The following is a 19,741-nucleotide window of genomic DNA, read 5'->3' as shown; positions in this document are numbered from 1 at the left end:
TTTCTTTGTATTCATACATATTCAGCTACTTTCTTGAATATCGTTATACGGATTTCAAAAGGGTGGGTGAGTAACTTGTTATTATATGAAAAAGCGCATGAAGAAATAGCGAGAAGAGCAACTGCACTTCAATCGATGCAATGGCAAGATGGTACGTGGCGATTTTGTTTTGAAGGAGCTCCGTTAACAGATTGCCATATGATTTTTTTGTTAAAATTATTAGGTAGAGATAAAGAGATAGAACCGTTTGTAAAAAGATTAGCATCACTTCAAACAAATGAAGGAACATGGAAATTGTATGAAGATGAAGTAGGTGGTAATTTATCTGCTACAATTCAATCTTATGCTGCCTTACTGGCTTCAAAAAAATATACAAAAGAAGATGCGAATATGAAGCGAGCTGAAATGTTTATTAAGGAACGTGGCGGGGTAGCGCGTGCTCATTTTATGACGAAGTTTTTATTAGCGGTTCATGGAGAATATGAATATCCTTCACTCTTTCATTTGCCAACACCAATCATGTTTCTACAGAATGATTCTCCCCTCAGTATATTTGAATTGAGTAGCTCAGCACGTATCCATTTAATTCCGATGATGCTCTGTTTAAATAAAAGGTTTCGAGTAGGGAAAAAGTTATTACCAAATTTAAATCACATTGCAGGCGGGGGCGGAGAATGGTTTCGGGAGGAGCGGTCTCCGTTGTTTCAAACGTTAGTAAGTGATGTAAAACAAATTATCTCGTATCCACTCTCGTTACATCATAAAGGGTATGAGGAAGTCGAACGATTTATGAAAGAGCGTATTGATGAAAATGGAACGTTATATAGTTACGCAACTGCCTCGTTTTATATGATTTATGCTTTACTTGCGTTAGGGCATTCTCTTCAATCATCAATAATTCAAAATGCTATAACCGGGATAACATCTTATATATGGAAGATGGAAAGCGGTAATCATTTGCAAAACTCTCCTTCAACTGTATGGGATACAGCTTTACTCAGCTATGCGTTACAAGAGGCCCACGTTCCGAAAGATAATAAAATGCTTCAAAATGCAACAGCATATTTATTAAAAAAACAGCATACAAAAAAAGCTGATTGGAGCGTACATGCACCGGCGCTTGCTCCAGGCGGTTGGGGTTTTTCGGATGTGAATACGACAATCCCTGATGTTGATGATACAACAGCTGTGCTAAGAGCATTGGCAAAAAATAGAGGGAATGAAAATATAGATTATGCCTGGAAGAAAGGAGTCACTTGGGTTAAAGGATTACAAAATAATGATGGTGGCTGGGGAGCATTTGAACAAGGTGTGACGAGCAATTTATTAGCAAATTTACCAATCGAAAATGCAAGCGACATGATTACGGATCCTTCTACACCAGATATTACAGGAAGAGTGTTAGAGCTTTTCGGAACATATGCACAAAATGAATTGCCAGAGAAACAAAAACAAAGAGCGATAAATTGGTTAATGAATGTACAAGAGAAAAATGGATCATGGTATGGGAAATGGGGGATTTGTTATATATATGGTACGTGGGCGGTGATGACAGGTTTACGGTCACTCGGAATTCCATCTAGCAATCCATCATTAAAACGTGCAGCTTTATGGCTTGAACATATACAGCATAAAGACGGTGGATGGGGAGAATCATGCCACAGTAGTGTGGAGAAAAGGTTCGTTACTTTACCATTTAGTACACCATCCCAAACGGCATGGGCGCTAGATGCTCTCATTTCTTACTATGATACAGAAACGCCAATTATTCGAAAAGGTATTTCATATTTGCTTGCGAATCCTTATGTGAATGAAAAATATCCTACTGGAACAGGTTTACCAGGTGGGTTTTATATTCGTTACCATAGCTATGCCCATATATATCCACTACTTACTTTGGCACATTATATAAAAAAATATAGAAAATAAACCGAGAGATACCTCTCGGTTTATTTTGTTGGGTAGTAGGTCCCTGTTGAAAAGAATAAGGTTGTGTTTTCCTTATTTTTCAGTTGACTGGCGTTTTTGACGTGCATCAGCGGCATTTGCACGTGCATTTGCTTCTAAGTCATTGTGGTCAGCAAGTTCACGAGAGAACTCTACATCAATGCCATCAGTAGCTTTGTTTTGTTTGAAATTTTTTTTGTTCATTCGACACAATCTCCTTGCACTCTATGCGACGTTGCAAAGTTAGTTTGACACAAATAGACTTTTTTATACAAAGAGGAATTGGAAAGTAAAAAGCCGAAATATACAGTATAAGTAATAGAAATGGGGGATAGGAATGGAGTTTTTAAATGGGAAAACAGCTGTTGTAACAGGAGCTGCACAGGGAATTGGAAGAGAGATTGCAAGGGTGTATGCAAAACTAGGGGCGAAAGTATTAATTAGCGATGTAAATGAAGAGAAGCTACAAAAAACGACACGTGAGTTATCGGACGAAGGATATGAAGTGTGCTCATATCGATGTGATGTGAGTAATCAAAATGAAGCGAAGTCGTTAATTGAATATGCGGTTCAAAAATTCGGTACATTACATATTTTGGTGAATAACGCTGGGATTACAAGAGATGCAATGTTACATAAAATGGAGAAGTCTGCTTGGGAACAAGTGTTACAAGTGAACTTAACCGGTGTTTTTTATTGTATGCAACCAGCGCTTCTTTACATGAGACAACAAGGGTATGGACGCATTATTAATATATCTTCAATTAGTAGGGAAGGAAACATAGGTCAAGCAAATTATGCGGCTACGAAGGCAGGCGTTGTAGGTTTAACGAAAACGGCAGCGAAAGAAGTTGGAAGTTTCGGTATTACGTGTAATGCGATTTGTCCAGGGTTTATGGATACAGATATGACAAAAACGATACCAGATAAAGTGAAAGAAAAGATGGTTGGTGCGATTCCAGTTGGTAGAATTGGAACACCAGAAGATATTGCGAACGCAGCAGCCTTTTTAGCATCAGAATACGCATCCTATATTACAGGAGAAGTATTAAATGTGAGCGGAGGATTGCAAGTTTAAAGGAATACATAATGAAAAGAACCTGACCGGATAGGTCAGGTTCTTTCTCCTTAATTTAAGTTAAGCCAAACGCTCTTCACTTCTGTATAGTTATTTAATGCATAAGATCCCATTTCACGACCAAGACCGGATTGTTTAAATCCTCCAAATGGAGATGCTGCATCAAAGACGTTATAACAGTTTACCCATACTGTACCAGCACGTACTTTACTTGCAACGTAGTGTGCTGTTTTAACATTTTCTGTCCACACACCAGCTGCTAAGCCGAATTGTGATTTATTTGCACGTTCAATTACTTCATCAATATCGTTAAATGGTATTGCAGAAATAACTGGACCGAAAATTTCTTCTTTTGCAATCGTCATCTCATCATTAACGTCAGCGAATACAGTAGGGGAAACGAAGTATCCTTGATCGAATGGATTACTTCCTCCGCATAGTACTTCAGCACCTTCTTCAATTCCTTTTTCAATGTAGCCCATTACACGTTTTTGTTGTTCTTCAGAAACGAGAGGACCGATTGTAGTTTCTGGACTTAAGCCAGCACCTTGATTTAATTTTTTAGAGTAAAGAACAAGGTCAGCCATGACATTATCATACATTTTCTTCGGAACAAATAAACGTGATCCAGCAGAGCATACTTGTCCTTGGTTAAACATAACACCAGAAAGTGCACCAGGAATCGCGCGAGATAAATCAGCATCTGGCAGGATGATATTTGGTGATTTACCGCCTAACTCAAGTGTAACGCGCTTTAATGTTTCAGATGCTTGGCGCATAATTTGCTTACCGACTGGAGTAGAACCAGTAAATGCAATTTTATCAACGAGTGGATGATTAACAAGAGCTTGTCCAGCTGATTCACCGAATCCAGGAACGATATTAATAACACCTTTCGGGAATCCAGCTTCTTCAATTAATTCAGCTAAGTATAAGGCAGATAGTGGAGTTTGTTCTGCAGGTTTTAAAACGATTGTACATCCTGTAGCAAGCGCTGCTCCCATTTTCCACATTGCCATAAGAAGCGGGAAGTTCCAAGGGATAATTTGACCAACGACACCAACAGCTTCATGGCGTGTATAGTTAAAGTAATCACCGGAAACAGGGATTGTTTGACCAACGATTTTCGTCGCCCAGCCAGCATAATAGCGCATATGCTCAATTGCAAGTGGTATGTCTGCTGCCATTGTTTCACGGATTGGCTTTCCGTTATCTAGCGTTTCAAGCTGTGCAAGCTCTTCTTTATGTTCTTCCATTAAATCAGCTAACTTGTACATAAGCCGGCTTCGCTCAGCAGGGCTCATGCGAGACCAAGGACCTTCGTCAAAAGCCATGCGAGCTGCAACGACAGCTTTATGAATATCTTCGCGACCAGCTTCAGAAACGACGGCAAGTGTTTCGCCAGTTGCTGGGTTAGGTGTGTTAAATGTTTTACCGGAAGCGCTTTCAATAAAGGATCCATTCACATATAACTTTTTTGTACCTTGAAGAAACTTTTCTACCTTTTCATGAAGATTTACAGCTAGTTGACTCATTGTATAACCCCCTTGAAAATATAATGTAAACGCAGTACGAGACGGCGTTTATTCCGAAATCAAGGATGTGGAAACTAGATGGAAAGCCTCTAATTAAAATCATAATTAACAAATACTGAAAATTCAAATTTCATTTGTGTTACAATTGTAAAAAATATGTAATGTAAGAAAGTCTTCTATATGATTATAAAAAATCCTGCTTGTTTTTGCTTTCTAGTAGGAAAAACTAGAAGAACAATGGTACAATAATACATCGTGAGAGGAGGGAGAAAAATGAAGAATTATCATGATGATCCACGCTTTCGAATCGCCCATAGAGAAGCGTTAATTGGTCTTGGACTTGCTATTATCAATTTTATAATATGGTACGGATTTGCTTATGGGCTTGGTAGTAAAAATCCAAGTGAATATACATATGTATTTGGTTTTCCAGCATGGTTTTTTTATAGCTGTATCGTTGGTTTTATCGTTATGGTTATTTTACTTAGTTTAGTTGTTCGTTTTGTATTTCAAGATATTTCACTCGATGAGGAAGAAAAAAGTGAGGAATAATAGATGAATTGGTATGTAATCATTCCAATGATAATTTCGTTTATCGTTGTATTTTTAATTGGTGTATATGCTTCAAGACGTGTACAAGCGACTGCCCATAATAAGTTTTTGCAAGAATATTTTTTAGGTGGGCGTGAGCTCGGTGGTTTATTATTAGCAATGACAATGATTGCTACGTACGGTAGTGCTAGTAGCTTTATTGGTGGCCCTGGTATAGCATACAATATGGGGCTTGGATGGGTATTGTTATCTGCGATTCAAGTTGTAACAGGGTATATCGTTTTAACAGTTATCGGTAAAAAGTTTGCCATTATTGCTAGGAAGATGGAAGCTATTACTCTTATCGATTATTTAAAGGGAAGATATAATAATAAAGCAGTTGTCATACTTTCTGCGTTATGTATTATTATCTTTTTATTTTCAGCAACAGTAGCTCAGTGGGTCGGCGGTGGCCGATTAATTGAGTCGCTAACGGGTCTTTCTTATACAACAGCACTATTTTTATTTACTTTTTCTGTACTTGTGTACGTATTAATTGGTGGATTTCGTGCAGTTGCTTTATCAGATACGTTATTAGGTATCATTATGTTAGTTGGGACGACAATCATTTTAATCGCTACTGTCGTTGCCGGTGGTGGAATTGAAAAGATTATGCAGGAACTTGTTCAAATCAATCCGAATTTAATTACACCATTCGGAGCGGATGGAAGCTTAACGAAATCATATGTGACATCATTTTGGATTTTAATTGGAATTGGCGTTGTTGGTTTACCGCAAATTAGTGTGCGTGCCATGTCTTATAAAAATTCAAAAGCGATGCATCAAGCGTTAATAATTGGGACGATTGTTGTGGGTACCATTATGATTGGTATGCATTTAACGGGTGTGTTCGCACGAGTCGTACTTCCAGGTATAACAGTACCAGATAAAGTAATGCCGCTACTCGCGATGGAAGTGTTGCCACCGTGGCTAGCTGGGGTTTTCTTAGCTGCACCAATGGCAGCCATTATGTCTACAGTAAACTCGTTATTGCTACTTGTAAGTTCATCAATCATTAAAGATATATACGTGAATTACATAAATAAAGATGCAGCAGATAGTACGATTAGAAAAGGAAGTTTATGGATTACTGCTATCGTAGGGCTGCTCGTTTATGCAGCAGCAATTAAACCACCAGATTTTTTAATATGGTTAAATTTATTTTCTTTCGGTGGATTAGAAGCAGCATTCATTTGGCCGATCGTATTAGGGTTATATTGGAGAAAAGGGAATGCAACAGGAGCGCTTGCGTCTATTGTAGTTGGAGTAGGGTCATATATGTGTATCCATCTTTTCTACCCAAATCCGTTCGGTATACATACGGTTGTCTTCCCGATTTGCTTAGCGTTTATCGCTTACATCATTGGAAGTATGAGTGCTGTGAAAAAAACAGCATAGGTTATATGAAAAACGTAGTCCTTATAGGACTGCGTTTTTTCGTATGAATTTGTTCTTTTTTATTCTGTATATCAATGACTATTCATAAATTAATAACAATTGAGGGGATGGAGTTGAGGTCGATGAAAAAAGTGTTATTTTTGGGAGACCCGGGAATTGATGACTCTTTAGCCATCATGTATGGAATTATGCATCCTGATATTGATATTGTTGGTGTTGTAACGGGATATGGAAATGTAACGCAGGAAAAGGCAACGAGTAATGCAGCATATTTATTGCAAATGGCAGGGCGAGAGGATATACCTGTTATTAATGGTGCAAAAATCCCTTTATCCGGAGATGTTACAACGTATTATCCAGAAATTCATGGGGCAGACGGTTTAGGACCAATTAAACCTCCAAAAACTTTTTCACCAAATATAAAACCTTTTTGTTCTTTTTTTGATATTCTTGAAAAGTATAAAGGAGAATTAATTATAGTTGATGCAGGTAGGTCAACGACACTAGCGACAGCGTTTATTTTAGAAAAGCCGATGATGAAGTTTGTGAAAGAATATTATATAATGGGTGGTGCTTTTTTAATGCCTGGAAATGTGACACCAGTCGCAGAGGCGAATTTTCATGGTGATCCCATTGCGTCACAATTAGTTATGCAAAATGCTAAGAATGTGACATTAGTGCCACTTAACGTTACATCTGAAGCTATTATTACGCCGGAAATGGTAAAATATATTACAAAACACTCTAAAACGAGTTTCAATAAGTTGATCGAGCCGATATTTACGTATTATTATAAAGCATATAAAAAGTTAAACCCGAAAATAACAGGTAGTCCAGTACATGATGTCGTTACAATGATGGTAGCGGCAAATCCGTCCCTTTTGGATTATGTATATCGCCGAGTCGATGTAGATACAGTTGGAATTGCAAAAGGAGAGAGTATTGCTGATTTCCGGCCTCAACCTGACTCAAAAGCATTAAAGAATTGGGTGCGAATTGGTTGGTCGTTACATTATAAAAAATTCCTCGAAGATTTCGTTAAAATTATGACGTAGACATAATGGGAGAATACAAGTTAAAATAATGGAGATGATTACTAAAATAATCATCTCCATTATTTTGTTTGTAAGAGATAGATAGAGAAGAGTTACACAATAAGAGAGGAATTTTATTTGAAAAAAACTATAGTATGCGCAGTGATTGTGGGTATTTTCGTTTTGCTAATATCGGGTAACTTTTTAGTGAAAAAAGTGTGGAGTTCAAATAATGATGATGCACAGTATATTGCATCCTTTATTGAAGAACATAAAGATGAAAAAAATAGTGCGCTTCTAGTAAAGAGAAATGATAAAGTTGTTTATTCTGTCAATCCTAACGTTGTATTGCCAGTTGCTAGTACAATGAAATTAATTGTGGCGCTTGAATATACGAAACAAGTTACGGAAGGGAAAATTGATTCGTCTAGTTTTGTTTCCATTAATGACGTGAATCGGTATTATGTACCGAATACAGATGGTGGTGCACAAGATAGATGGCAAAGATATTTGGAGAAGACAGGCAAGATAACTGAAGGAGCGGTTTCTTTAGAAGAAGTGGCAAAAGGAATGGTTAAGTTTAGTTCGAATGCGAATGCTGAATATTTAATGGAAGTGTTAGGATTAGATAATATTAATCGGAATTTACAAAGTTTATCGCTTCCAGCACATCAGCCGCTATTTCCAATCGTTTCATCTTTATACATTCCAGGATATTTGCATAAAGAATTACATGTTCCGAAATATAAAATAGAGAAGAAGTTAAAAGAAATGTCTCAAGAGCAATATCGTGAATATGCAATGATTATTCATGAACGCTTAAAAAAGAAGGGGCCATTATTACAGAAGGAAATTCCTCTTTATTTAGAGGAACGTTACGATAAAATTTGGTCAGATCGATTGCCAGCTGCTTCTGCAAACGATTATATGGTACTGCTTCAAAAGGCAAATCATAAAGGTGGCCTAACAGAAGCTGAAGAAAAAGTATGGGCGAATATCGTTGAAACAGATATGAGCGCTAAGAAATATCGTAAAACATTTAGACATGCAGGCCAAAAAAATGGTTATACACCATGGACAGTTACAAAGGCAGTTTATGCAATGGATAAACGCGGGAACTGTACAGAAATAGTGTTCTTAGCAAATAATTTAAATGAGGACGACAGTGCAGAAATACGGAAACATTTAGCAAACTTACATTTCCAAGTGTTGCAAAGTGATAAGTATGATGCGACTTTTATTAAGTAAACTCGGTGCAGAGGCGCCGAGTTTATTTTTATATACAAGCACTTTTTTGCTATATCTGGGTATGATGGGTAGTAATACTTAGGTGAAAGGGGAAAAGGTGATGAAACAAAATAAAGAAGAGTTTATAAAGAGTGAAGGCGCTGATTTCCCTGGGAAAACATATGTGAATTGTGTATTACAACATGTATTTAATTTTCAACGAAATTACTTATTGAAAGATATGTTTCAAGTGCATAAAGCGCATATTACAATGCTGATGGAAGAAAATTTAATGAAAAAGGAAGAAGGTAAAGTTATATTACACGCATTAAAAAAGGTCGAGGGAATGCCAGAAGAGCAATTGCTCTATACAGAGCAGCATGAAGATCTCTTTTTTTTAGTGGAACATTTAATTTCTCAAGAAGCAAAAAGCGATTTTGTAAGTAATATGCATATTGGTAGAAGTAGAAATGATATGGGTGTAACGATGTATCGCATGAGTTTAAGACGGTATGTATTACGATTAATGGAACATCATTTGTTATTGCAGGAAAGTATGCTGCAACTTGCTTCTGATCATAAGGAAACGATTATGCCAGCTTATACACATACACAACCAGCACAGCCAACGACATTTGGTCATTATACGTTAGCGATTTATGATACGATGCAGAGAGATTTAGAACGCATGAAAAAAACGTACAAACTTTTAAATCAGTCGCCAATGGGAGCCGCTGCGCTTTCTACAACAAGTTTCCAAATTAAACGAGAGCGAGTTGCCGATTTACTTGGGTTTACAAATGTAATTGAGAACTCATATGATGCTGTTGCTGGAGCGGATTATTTATTAGAAGTTAGCTCTTTACTTATGGTAATGATGACGAATACGAGCAGATGGATCCATGACTTCTTACTATTAGCGACGAAAGAATATGATGGTATTACTGTGGCGAAGCCATATGTGCAAATTAGTAGTATTATGCCGCAAAAGCGAAATCCAGTTTCTATTGAACACGCCCGTGCAATTACGAGTAGTGCTTTAGGAGAAGCATTTACAGTATTTCAAATGATTCATAATACACCATTTGGTGATATTGTGGATACAGAGGATGACTTGCAGCCGTATTTATATAAAGGGATTGAAAAGGCTATTCGTGTTTTTTCTATTATGAATGCAGTTATTCGAACGATGAAAGTAGAGGAAGAAACGTTGAAAAATCGTTCCTATAAACATGCAATTACGATAACTGATTTCGCAGATGCTTTAACAAAAAACTATGACATTCCATTTCGGCATGCGCATCATGCAGCGAGTGCTATTGCAAATATGTTATTGGAGCAGAAAAAGGAGCTTCATGAATTACATTTGAAAGATGTGAATATGTACTTACAAGAAAAATTTAATATAACTTTATTAGAAAAAGAGTGGAAAGAAATTATATCGCCAGAAGCTTTTATACAAAAAAGAAATGTATACGGTGGGCCGAGTAAAAAAGAAATGGAGCGCATGATTAACAATCGAAAAGAGTCATTTCGACAAGAAGAAGAGGTATTTGAAAAGGAAAAACAGAGAATTTTACAAGCTGAAAATGATTTGAATACGTTAGCTTCAAATATTATTGAATCGTAAAAGAGGAATTTAGTGAATTAAGCGCCAATACCTTAATAAAACTATAAATAGAGAGAAGAGATTGTCGATGATTCAATTGCATGTATATGAAGAGATTGTTAATTTTAAAGAAGAGGTTACACCATTTCTAGAAAAGAATGAACAGGAAAATAATCTCATATTAGGCGTATTACAAATGGTCCACCAACCGATATTTATGGGGATAGCGAAACAAGGAGAAGAAATTGCAGTTGTATTTCTTCAAACAGAAGAGAAGAAACAAATTATTGTTGCAACTTCTGAAATTTCGGGAGTAGCTATCAAGGAGCTTGCAAAAGAGTTAACGAAAATATATCCGGATATTCCTGGATTAATTGGTGATAAGAAAGTTGTACAGCACTTAGCAGAAGAGATTGCGGTGTTAGAAAATAAGAAAACGAATGTTGTAATGGAGCAAGGGGTATATGAGTTGAAAGAAGTGAAGAAGAAACCGAGCGAGGATGGGTTTTTTCGAGAAGTAAGTAGTGATGAACTAACATTAATAGAAGAGTGGATATATCAATTTTGTGAAGATGTGAATCTTCCTACTACGAAAGAAGAAGCAAAACAAACGGCACATACATTAATTACTAATCATCGTTTATTTGGTCTAGAAGTAGACGGGAAACTTGTTTCTGTAGCAGCAAAAACACGTCCAACTAAAAATAATATAACAGTTAATTTCGTATATACACCTAAAGAAGCAAGGAAAAAGGGATACGCATCTAATTGTGTAGCGGCACTTAGTCAACGTATGTTAGATGAAGGGTACAAGACGACTACGTTATATACTGATCTAGCGAATCCGACATCGAATAAAATTTATCAAGAAATCGGTTATGAGCAAATTGCGGAGTCTGTACTCATATTTTTAGAGAAGTAGAACAAAAAGGCGTGCTAAAATAGCACGCCTTTTTGTTATTCGTCAATTCTAATAACCTCGCCTTGAGGGAAGTCTTCGGTTTCTAATAAATTCCGAATAGCTTTCGCAACATATTCGGGTGATAATAGCTTTCCTTCTTCTTTTAATGTAATGAAGCGGTCTAAGTTTGTGAAGTCTTCTTTATTTGTTTCCCGAATTTGTGCTTGCATATTTGTATCAACAACACCAGGTGCAAAAGCCACGATTTTTACTGGATATTCTTTTTCTGCTTCTTCGGTTGCTACGCACTGTGTAAACATATTTACGCCAGCTTTCGTTGTACAATAAGCGCCCCATCCGAAGTAAGGATTTTTTCCTGCACCAGATGAAATGTTTATAACACGTTTATCTACTTTCCATTCTTTCGTATGTTTCATGAAAGTGGAGGTGAGGATCATTGGCGCAAGTAAATTAATGTGAACGTTCGTAATGAGCAGTTCACTTTCTGCTTTTTCAATTGGTTTCATAGGGGCAACCGTACCCGCATTATTAATTAAATGAATAGAAGATACACTGTCTTCTTGAATAGATGAAATGATTTTGTTAAAGTTCGTTTCTAAATTATGTACATCTTGAAGATCTAAGGAGTGGAAAACACAATTGCTATTATATTGTTCTGCGAGTTTCGTAAGCTCTTTATTTTCTCTTCTAGAAATAGAGATGACAGTTGTATTTTTTTCTAACAATTGTGTGGCAATAGCCTCACCTAAACCTTGTGAAGTTCCTGTTATGATAACGTAGCGCATAGTTTTATAAACTCCTCTCATATGTGCGGAATTTTGTTGGACAACGTACATTGTATAGTTTGTCTACATTTTATAGTATAGAGCACTTTTTACTATAATTGAAATGAGATGATTGTGTGCCTTTTATAAATCGTTTTACGACAACAGTACCTGGTGCCGTCACGTTTACTGGGAATACGCTGGGACTTAGCCCTACATCACCTGCACCAGGTAATATTTTTGGTACACTTGCTGTGTTTACGACAGTAAATACAGCGCTGCAAGTACCAGGATTCCCAGCAGGGACAACAGATGAGTGGCAATTGAATTCTTCAAGTGCAATTTTAAATCTTCCAGCGGGAAGCAGTGTGTTATATGCAGAATTAGTTTGGGCTGGTACTTTCCGGACTGATACGGAAGATGTTTTACCATTTTTAAATGATAACATTACATTTACAACGCCAGCAGGAACGTTTTCTGTTACGCCAGATCCTGCTACTGCGCAGCAAGGTTCAGTAGGAAACCAGTTTTATTATGCTCGCTCTGCCAATGTAACGAATCTTGTTAGTGCAGGTGGGGCAGGCACGTATACAACGGGTGCTGTGCCAGCTGCAAGAACTTCAGCTGACCCAACAATTAGCCGTTCAGCGGGATGGACGCTTGAGGTTGTGTATCAAAATGCAAGTTTACCACTTCGAAATTTGTCAGTATATGCAGGTCAAGAAATTATTGATGCTTCATCACCACCAGTTGATGCTACTATTTCAGGATTTGCTACGCCAGCTACAGGAGCTGTAACAGGAAGGGTACTTGTAACTGCACAAGAGGGAGATTCCAACATTTCTGGAGATCAACTTCGCTTTGGACCAAACCCAAATGCTACAGTTGCATTATTCGGGCCGAGAAACCCTGCAAATAATTTCTTCCAGTCTCAAATTTGTAATGACAGCGGAAATTTAGATACGAGCGGTACATTTGGAGATTTAAACCAGCCGTTAGGGGTAGCTTTGGCTGTTCGAAGACAAGGATGGGATATTACAAACGTAGATGCTTCATCATCATTAGTAAATAATCAAACGTCAGCAACCGTTCGGTTCGTTACAAATGGTGATGGTTATGCTGCGGCTGGTTTTGGTGTTCGAATTGATGCGACGGGGCCGATTATAAATCCTGCCAAATCTGTTGATAAAGCAGTTGCAGGTATAGGGGATATTCTCACTTATACGATTACAGTTCCGAATACAGGAACAGGAAGTGCGGACAACGTTGTATTACAAGATAGTATTCCGAACGGCACAACATTTATAGATGGTAGTGTAACGGTAGGTGGAGTAACACAACCAAGTGCAAATCCAACTAGTGGAATTAATTTAGGAACGATACCAAATAATGCTCAAAGAATCGTTACATTTCAAGTTCGAATAACATCATTCCCGAATCCAAATCCTATTTTAAATCGTGCAATGGTATCGTATCAATTCCGTCCTTTCGTCGGTAGTCCACTTATTACTAGTATGTCTTCTTCAAATACTGTACAAACGACAGTGAACCAAGCAACTATAAGTATGCAAAAATCTGTAGATCTACAGACTGCGACACTTAATGATGTATTAACGTACACAGTTAATGTCACAAATAATGGAAATGTTGCTGCAAACAATGTGATTTTTGTTGATAGCATCCCGGCTGGAACAACATTTGTTCCAAATAGTGTTACAGTGAATGGAGTAGCGCGTCCAGGAGCGAATCCAGCAAGTAGTATTAATCTAGGAAGTATTAATGCTTCACAAACGACTGTAGTGCGCTTTCAAGTTCGAGTAACATCTAATCCTCTTGTCAATCCAATTCCGAACCGTGCGAGTGCAACATTTACCTTTACCCCAGTGCCTGGTCAACAACCAGTTTCAGGGCAAGCGACAAGTAATACTGTAGTGACTACTATTAATATAGCTGATATAAGAACGAGAAAAACAGTAGATAGAGCTTTTGCGACAGTGAATGACGTTCTTACGTACACTATTACTATTGAGAATATCGGAAATGTACTTGCGACAAATGTTATTTTTCAAGATCCGATTCCAGTTGGAACGACTTTTATCGCAAATAGTGTGACTGTGGACGGGGTTTCACAACCTGGGGCAAATCCAGCGACTGGGTTTACAGTAGCTAATATATCTCCTGGCGGAAGTAGGACTGTTACATTTCAAGTTCGAGTTACATCTACACCATCGGGAGGTACGATTGCGAATCGGGGGAGTGTATCTGCTAATTTTGTTGTTAATCCGAATCAGCCGCCAGTTACAATTAATAGAATGACGAATACAGTGGTAACACAAATTAATACAGGCGGTTTAAATGTAATAAAAGAAGTGAATACAACACAAGCGGCGGTAGGGGATACTTTAACATACACAATTGCCGTCCAAAATACAGGAAACGTTCTGTTAACAAATGTATTTTTCCAAGACCCTATTTCTTCTGCTGTTTCATTTGTTGCAAATTCTGTAACAATTAATGGAGTACCACAAAGTGGATTGAATCCGAATACAGGATTTTCTCTTCCTAATATTCCTGCGGCTCAAACAGTCGTAGTTACATTTGATGTATTAATTGTACAGGATCCAGAAAATGAAGATATTTTAAATCAGGCGAATGTAACAGCAAGTTTTCAAGTGAATCCGAGTGAACCACCCGTAACAATCAATGTTCCAAGTAACATTGTGAATACAACAGTACAATCAGGGAACTTTGAAGTTGTGAAATCAGTGAATACTGCTGTTGCAACTGTAGGGGACGTTTTAGTATATACAATTGAAATCATAAATGCAGGTAGTGTACCAGCTACAAATGTGTTTTTCCAAGATTCAATTCCACAAGGAACATTATTTATTGAAAACAGTGTATTGGTTAATGGTATTTTACAAGAAGGTGCAGATCCAGAACTTGGATTCCCGTTAAATGATTTGCCTACTGGGGCGAATGTAATTGTTACGTTTGAAGTATTAATTGATGAAATTCCCCAAGGAAATAATGTTGTAAATAATGCGAATGTCACTGGAGATTTCCTTCTGAATCCAACAGAGCCACCAATTACTGTAACAGTACCAAGTAATACTGTTATGACGGTCGTGAATTCTTCAGGATTAAATGTAATGAAAAGTGTAAGTGCTACTGAAGCCGGTGTAGGAGATACGTTAACGTATACAGTTCGTATACAAAATAGTGGAACAGTAGCAGCGACAAATGTATCATTCCTTGATCCGATTCCTTCTGGAACAACGTTTGTAGCAAACAGTGTAACAATAAATGGAACACCTCAACCAGGTTTAAACCCGACAACTGGATTTCCACTTGCTAATATTCCGGTAGGAGGGATGGTAACAGTTACTTTCCAAGTGACAATCACAAGTGTACCATCAAATAGAGTTCTTCCGAATAATGCGAATGTAACTGCTGATTTCCAAGTAAGTCCTCTCCAGCCACCAATTACAATTGTAACGATTAGTAATATTGTTGTGACGCGAGTGAATGTAGGATCACTTAATATAATGAAGAGTGTAAATACACCACAAGCAGGAGTAGGGGATACGTTAACGTATACGATTCTTATTCAAAATACAGGAACTGTTCCTGCGACGAATATTATTTTTCAAGATCAAATTCCCTCCGGTACTGCGTTTGTAGTAAATAGTGTAACAATCAACGGAGTCGTTCAGCAAGGCGCGGATCCTATGGCAGGATTCTCAGTACCAAATATTCCGGTCGGACAAACGGCCACGATTACGTTTCAAGTTACAGTGAAGAGTATTCCGAGCGGTGGAAATGTTCGAAACCAATCGAACGTTACTGCAAGTTTTCTTATAAATCCAGCAAACCCTCCAATAACGACTATTACAAATAGTAATTTTGTAGTGACGCAAGTAAACACAGCACAATTAAATATACAAAAATCTGCATCTGTACAACAAGCAGCACTTGGAGAAACTTACACATATTCTGTTGTCATTCGAAATAACGGTACAGTAACAGCAACAAATGTTTCTTTCATTGATCCAATTGCTCCAGAAACGACATTTGTAGCAAATAGTGTAACGATAAATGGAACGCCTCAACCTGGATTCGATCCGAATATAGGTTTCACGCTTCCTAATATTGTGTCTGGAACATCGTTGACAGTAACGTTCCAAGCTACGGTAATTGCACCGTCTACACGCGGAGCAGTATTAAATACAGCATCTGCTACAGCCACTTTCTTATTAAATCCTTTACAACCACCTGTAACAACAACGAATTCAAGTAATACAACGGTAGTTACAATACCATTACCTCCTCCTGGCGAAGTGACAGCAACAAAAACAGTAAATGTTGCCGCCGGAGCTGTTGGAGATGTATTAACGTATACAGTGTTAATAACGAATGTAGGAATTATCCCTGTTACAGACGTACTCTTCCAGGATGTCATTCCAGAAGGGACGACGTTTGTTGAGAACAGTGTAACGATAGGTGGAATACAGCAACCTGGATTAAATCCAGAAGTAGGCTTTACAGTTACTCCGTTATTAAATGCAGGTGCAAATATTACTGTGACGTTCCAAGTGACGATTACGGAAATTCCAGATAATGAAGTCATATTAAATGATGCAGATGTTACATTTACTTCACAACCAAATCCGCAAGAACCACCGATTACGGAAACGATATTAACGAATTTAGTCGTTACGACAATTAATATAGCGTTTATCTTTCCATTGAAACTAGTAGATAAAGAAGTAGCAACTGTAGGAGAAATATTAACTTATAATGTATTTATCTTTAATTTTGGAACAGTGGCAGCGACGAATGTTCAATTTATCGATACTACTTCCGCGGGTGTAGAATTTGTACCAGGAAGTGTGAGCATAAATGGGGTACCGGCACCAGGATTAGATCCTTTTAGTGGTTTTACAGTTCCAAATATACCTGTAGGTGATTTTGTACGTGTCACATATCAAGAGAAGGTAAAAATCATACCAGAAGGTGGGACAGTTGTTAACTTTGTAGACGTTACAGCTACATTTGCAGTAAGTGAAACAGAGCCGCCTATTACGGAAACAACGACGAGTAATACGACATTAACAGAAATCAATGAGCCTGGTTTAAATGTATTAAAATCAGTAAGTCAGCCGGTTGTTGCGGTAGGCGATACAATCACATATACAACAGTAGTTCAAAATACGGGAACCGTGATAGCAACGAATGTTCAATATAGTGATGTATTACCTTCCTCTATAACATTCATACCGAACAGTGTAACGATAAACGGTGTGTTACAACCTGGGTTCAATCCGAATAATGGGTTCACGCTTCCAGATATAAATCCAGGTGAAAGTGTAGAAGTCACATTCCAAGTAACAGTTGTTAGCGTTCCGTCAAACGGAACAATTGCCAATACGGCAAATGTTACTGGAAGCTTTATATTAGTACCAGGAGAACCACCAGTTATAGTAAATCAGCCAAGTAATACAACACTCACAACTGTAAATAGAGGACGCTTTAATGCTATTAAACAAGTAAATAGAGTCGCTACTCTAGTGGGAGATATATTGACGTATACAGTACAAATAACGAATACAGGAACAGTAACAGCTAACAATGTTCAGTTTATTGATACCATTTCAACAGGTGCGTCATTTGTAGCAAATAGTGTAACGATAAATGGAGCCCCGCAACCAAACTTAAATCCGATTACTGGATTTGGAGTTGGAGATATACCAGTTGGTGAAACGGTTATCGTGACGTTTCAAGCGACAGTTACAAACATCCCGTCATCAGGAACAATTACGAACGTTGCAAATATAACAGGAAGCTTTACTTTAGTGCCAGGAGAGCCACCAGTTATAGTAAATCAGCCAAGTAATACGACAATAACGAGGGTGAATAGAGGGCGCTTCAATGTAATAAAAACAGTAAATAAACAAGCAACGCGAGTAGGAGATACGTTAACGTATAGTGTGCAAGTTACAAATACGGGAACGGTAACAGCGACGAATGTTCAGTTTGTTGACGTCCCATCACCTAGTTTAGAATTCGTTCCTGGAAGTGTACAAATAAATGGAATTCCGCAAGTAGGCTTAGATCCATTTGTAGGCTTTTCATTACCGAATCTTGCAGTAGGAGATAGTGTATTAATTACATTTGAAGTAAATGTAATCGCGGTTCCACCTTCTAGTAGCATTATGAATACAGCGAGAGTAACGGGTGATTTCGAATTGATTCCAGGAGAACCTCCGTTTACAATTACGAATTCAAGTAATACGACGGTTACGCCAGTAAATAGAGGCAGCTTAGATATGCTAAAAGAAGTAGATCATTCAGTTGTTGGAGTAGGAGAAACGGTAACGTATACGGTTCGTATATTAAATACTGGTACTGCTGATGCAATGAATGTTCAATTTATAGATGTGCTATCTCCAGAAGCCGATTTCGTCGCAAATAGTGTAACGATAAATGGAGTTTCACAACCGGGGTTAAATCCGCAGCTCGGATTTACGATACAAGATATTCCAGTTGGTGAGACCGCACTTGTAACATATAAAGCTACGATTACAAGTTTTCCAGATGGTGGTACAGTAGTGAACGTTGCAGGGGCGTTGGCAGAATATATTTTAGTACCAGGAGAGCCGCCAGTTACAGTGATGGATACGAGCAATACAGTTATAGTAACGGTAAATACTGCAATCTTATTTGTTGCAAAAGGAGCAAACTTTGAAGTAGCGATGGTAGGAGATGTTATCACTTATGGAATCGCCGTTATAAATGACAGTACAGTTCCTGTGACGAATATTATTTTAACAGATATCATTGATCCGAATACGTTATTTATAAATGGCACGGTAACGGTAAATGATGTACCTCTCCCATTTGCCAATCCGAATACTGGTATCCCGTTAGGTGATTTTCAGCCAAATGATGCGGCAATTATTAATTTCCAAGTTGTAATAACAGGAGGACAAATAAATAATTTAGTTACAAATACTGCTATAGCAAATGGGCTTGCAATTGTAAACCCGAATGAGCCGCCAGTAGTAGTTGAAGGTGATAGCAATACAGTTGTTATCCCGTTTATTTCTCAAAATGTCTCAACGACAGTCGTAAAAACAGCAGATTTACAGGCAGCAACGATTGGAGATGTTATTACGTTTACGACAGTTATTACAAATACGGGGGATACAGCAATACAAAATATTCGTTTTCAAGATATGTTAGATAGTAGTGTTCAATTTGTCCTTGGAACTGTAGCGGTTGATAATACGTCAGTGCCAAATGTAAACCCAGTATCAGGATTTCTTATAGGAAGTTTAAATCCTGGTCAAGCGCGAACCGTTTCGTTCCAAGTAGTAGTGCAGAGCGCACCAAGTGGTTCAGGAAATTATATTAATCAAGCGAGTATTCGTTTCGAACATCAAGTAGGTACAGTATTGCCACCTGTTACACAAATAGTAGAAAGTAATATAGTCGTCATTCCGTTCGTTCCAACGATAGAACAAATTTGTGAAACGAATCTTAATTGTTTAGGGAAAATTCCTTTTCAATGTTCTCCGTGTGATCACTTGCAAATAAAGAAAAAATAAATGCAGAAAGAGCATCCTGTAAGAGA

The 19,741-nt window shown here is 37.7% G+C and carries 12 protein-coding genes; 9 read left to right on the top strand and 3 right to left on the bottom strand.

Features of this window, described 5'->3' with window-relative positions:
• The first annotated feature begins 75 nt into the window (after positions 1 to 75).
• Complete coding sequence (locus tag MKY00_RS17345) at positions 76 to 1,929, top strand: terpene cyclase/mutase family protein (RefSeq protein WP_016718199.1); 1,854 nt, start codon at positions 76 to 78, stop codon at positions 1,927 to 1,929.
• A gap of 72 nt (positions 1,930 to 2,001) precedes the next feature.
• On the opposite strand, the gene MKY00_RS17340 is transcribed toward MKY00_RS17345, so the two are convergent.
• The gene (locus tag MKY00_RS17340; protein WP_001035808.1) at positions 2,002 to 2,151 is read right to left on the bottom strand and encodes a YfhD family protein; all 150 of its coding nucleotides are present in this window, start codon (positions 2,149 to 2,151) and stop codon (positions 2,002 to 2,004) included.
• Positions 2,152 to 2,284: 133 nt separating this feature from the next.
• On the opposite strand from MKY00_RS17340, the gene fabG reads away from it, so the two are divergent.
• On the top strand, positions 2,285 to 3,025 hold the full coding sequence (fabG, locus tag MKY00_RS17335; RefSeq protein ID WP_061183418.1) for a 3-oxoacyl-ACP reductase FabG: 741 nt from the start codon (positions 2,285 to 2,287) through the stop codon (positions 3,023 to 3,025).
• A gap of 50 nt (positions 3,026 to 3,075) precedes the next feature.
• Here fabG and dhaS read toward each other — a convergent pair whose 3' ends face one another.
• Complete coding sequence (gene dhaS, locus MKY00_RS17330) at positions 3,076 to 4,560, bottom strand: aldehyde dehydrogenase DhaS (RefSeq protein ID WP_016718197.1); 1,485 nt, start codon at positions 4,558 to 4,560, stop codon at positions 3,076 to 3,078.
• Between the two features lie 273 nt (positions 4,561 to 4,833).
• Here dhaS and MKY00_RS17325 point away from each other — a divergent pair, with 273 nt between their 5' ends.
• The 6 genes from MKY00_RS17325 (at position 4,834) to MKY00_RS17300 (ending at position 11,341) form a co-directional block, all read left to right on the top strand.
• Positions 4,834 to 5,112 carry a YhdT family protein gene (locus MKY00_RS17325; RefSeq protein ID WP_000800722.1) on the top strand — a complete coding sequence of 93 codons (279 nt, stop codon included), beginning with the start codon at positions 4,834 to 4,836 and terminating at the stop codon, positions 5,110 to 5,112.
• A 3-nt stretch (positions 5,113 to 5,115) separates the two neighbouring features.
• On the top strand, positions 5,116 to 6,549 hold the full coding sequence (gene panF / locus MKY00_RS17320; protein ID WP_016718196.1) for a sodium/pantothenate symporter: 1,434 nt from the start codon (positions 5,116 to 5,118) through the stop codon (positions 6,547 to 6,549).
• 122 nt (positions 6,550 to 6,671) lie between these two features.
• Positions 6,672 to 7,604, top strand: coding sequence for a nucleoside hydrolase (locus MKY00_RS17315; RefSeq protein WP_016718195.1), 933 nt, complete (start codon positions 6,672 to 6,674; stop codon positions 7,602 to 7,604).
• A 117-nt stretch (positions 7,605 to 7,721) separates the two neighbouring features.
• Positions 7,722 to 8,831, top strand: coding sequence for a serine hydrolase (locus MKY00_RS17310; RefSeq protein WP_000751370.1), 1,110 nt, complete (start codon positions 7,722 to 7,724; stop codon positions 8,829 to 8,831).
• Positions 8,832 to 8,931: 100 nt separating this feature from the next.
• Complete coding sequence (argH, locus tag MKY00_RS17305) at positions 8,932 to 10,440, top strand: argininosuccinate lyase (RefSeq protein ID WP_016718194.1); 1,509 nt, start codon at positions 8,932 to 8,934, stop codon at positions 10,438 to 10,440.
• A 67-nt stretch (positions 10,441 to 10,507) separates the two neighbouring features.
• Positions 10,508 to 11,341 (top strand): GNAT family N-acetyltransferase, encoded by an 834-nt coding sequence (locus tag MKY00_RS17300; RefSeq protein ID WP_000615396.1) that lies wholly within the window; start codon positions 10,508 to 10,510, stop codon positions 11,339 to 11,341.
• Positions 11,342 to 11,376: 35 nt separating this feature from the next.
• Here MKY00_RS17300 and MKY00_RS17295 read toward each other — a convergent pair whose 3' ends face one another.
• Positions 11,377 to 12,126, bottom strand: coding sequence for a (S)-benzoin forming benzil reductase (locus MKY00_RS17295; protein ID WP_016718192.1), 750 nt, complete (start codon positions 12,124 to 12,126; stop codon positions 11,377 to 11,379).
• 116 nt (positions 12,127 to 12,242) lie between these two features.
• On the opposite strand from MKY00_RS17295, the gene MKY00_RS17290 reads away from it, so the two are divergent.
• The gene (locus MKY00_RS17290; RefSeq protein ID WP_016718191.1) at positions 12,243 to 19,715 is read left to right on the top strand and encodes a DUF7507 domain-containing protein; all 7,473 of its coding nucleotides are present in this window, start codon (positions 12,243 to 12,245) and stop codon (positions 19,713 to 19,715) included.
• Positions 19,716 to 19,741: the final 26 nt, after the last annotated feature.

The sequence above is a fragment of the Bacillus sp. FSL R9-9834 genome (genome assembly GCF_038006905.1).
GTDB lineage: Bacteria > Bacillota > Bacilli > Bacillales > Bacillaceae_G > Bacillus_A > Bacillus_A pacificus.
Note: the sequence above shows the minus strand (reverse complement) of the source record. Positions and strands in the feature narration are given on the sequence as shown.

What these genes read in the sequence shown, in the direction of transcription:
- MKY00_RS17295 (WP_016718192.1), bottom strand. Translation starts at nt 12,126, where the DNA reads ATGCGCTACGTTATCATAACAGGAACTTCACAAGGTTTAGGTGAGGCT.
- MKY00_RS17325 (WP_000800722.1), top strand. Translation starts at nt 4,834, where the DNA reads ATGAAGAATTATCATGATGATCCACGCTTTCGAATCGCCCATAGAGAA.
- MKY00_RS17300 (WP_000615396.1), top strand. Translation starts at nt 10,508, where the DNA reads ATGATTCAATTGCATGTATATGAAGAGATTGTTAATTTTAAAGAAGAG.
- panF (WP_016718196.1), top strand. Translation starts at nt 5,116, where the DNA reads ATGAATTGGTATGTAATCATTCCAATGATAATTTCGTTTATCGTTGTA.
- argH (WP_016718194.1), top strand. Translation starts at nt 8,932, where the DNA reads ATGAAACAAAATAAAGAAGAGTTTATAAAGAGTGAAGGCGCTGATTTC.
- dhaS (WP_016718197.1), bottom strand. Translation starts at nt 4,560, where the DNA reads ATGAGTCAACTAGCTGTAAATCTTCATGAAAAGGTAGAAAAGTTTCTT.
- fabG (WP_061183418.1), top strand. Translation starts at nt 2,285, where the DNA reads ATGGAGTTTTTAAATGGGAAAACAGCTGTTGTAACAGGAGCTGCACAG.
- MKY00_RS17340 (WP_001035808.1), bottom strand. Translation starts at nt 2,151, where the DNA reads ATGAACAAAAAAAATTTCAAACAAAACAAAGCTACTGATGGCATTGAT.
- MKY00_RS17315 (WP_016718195.1), top strand. Translation starts at nt 6,672, where the DNA reads ATGAAAAAAGTGTTATTTTTGGGAGACCCGGGAATTGATGACTCTTTA.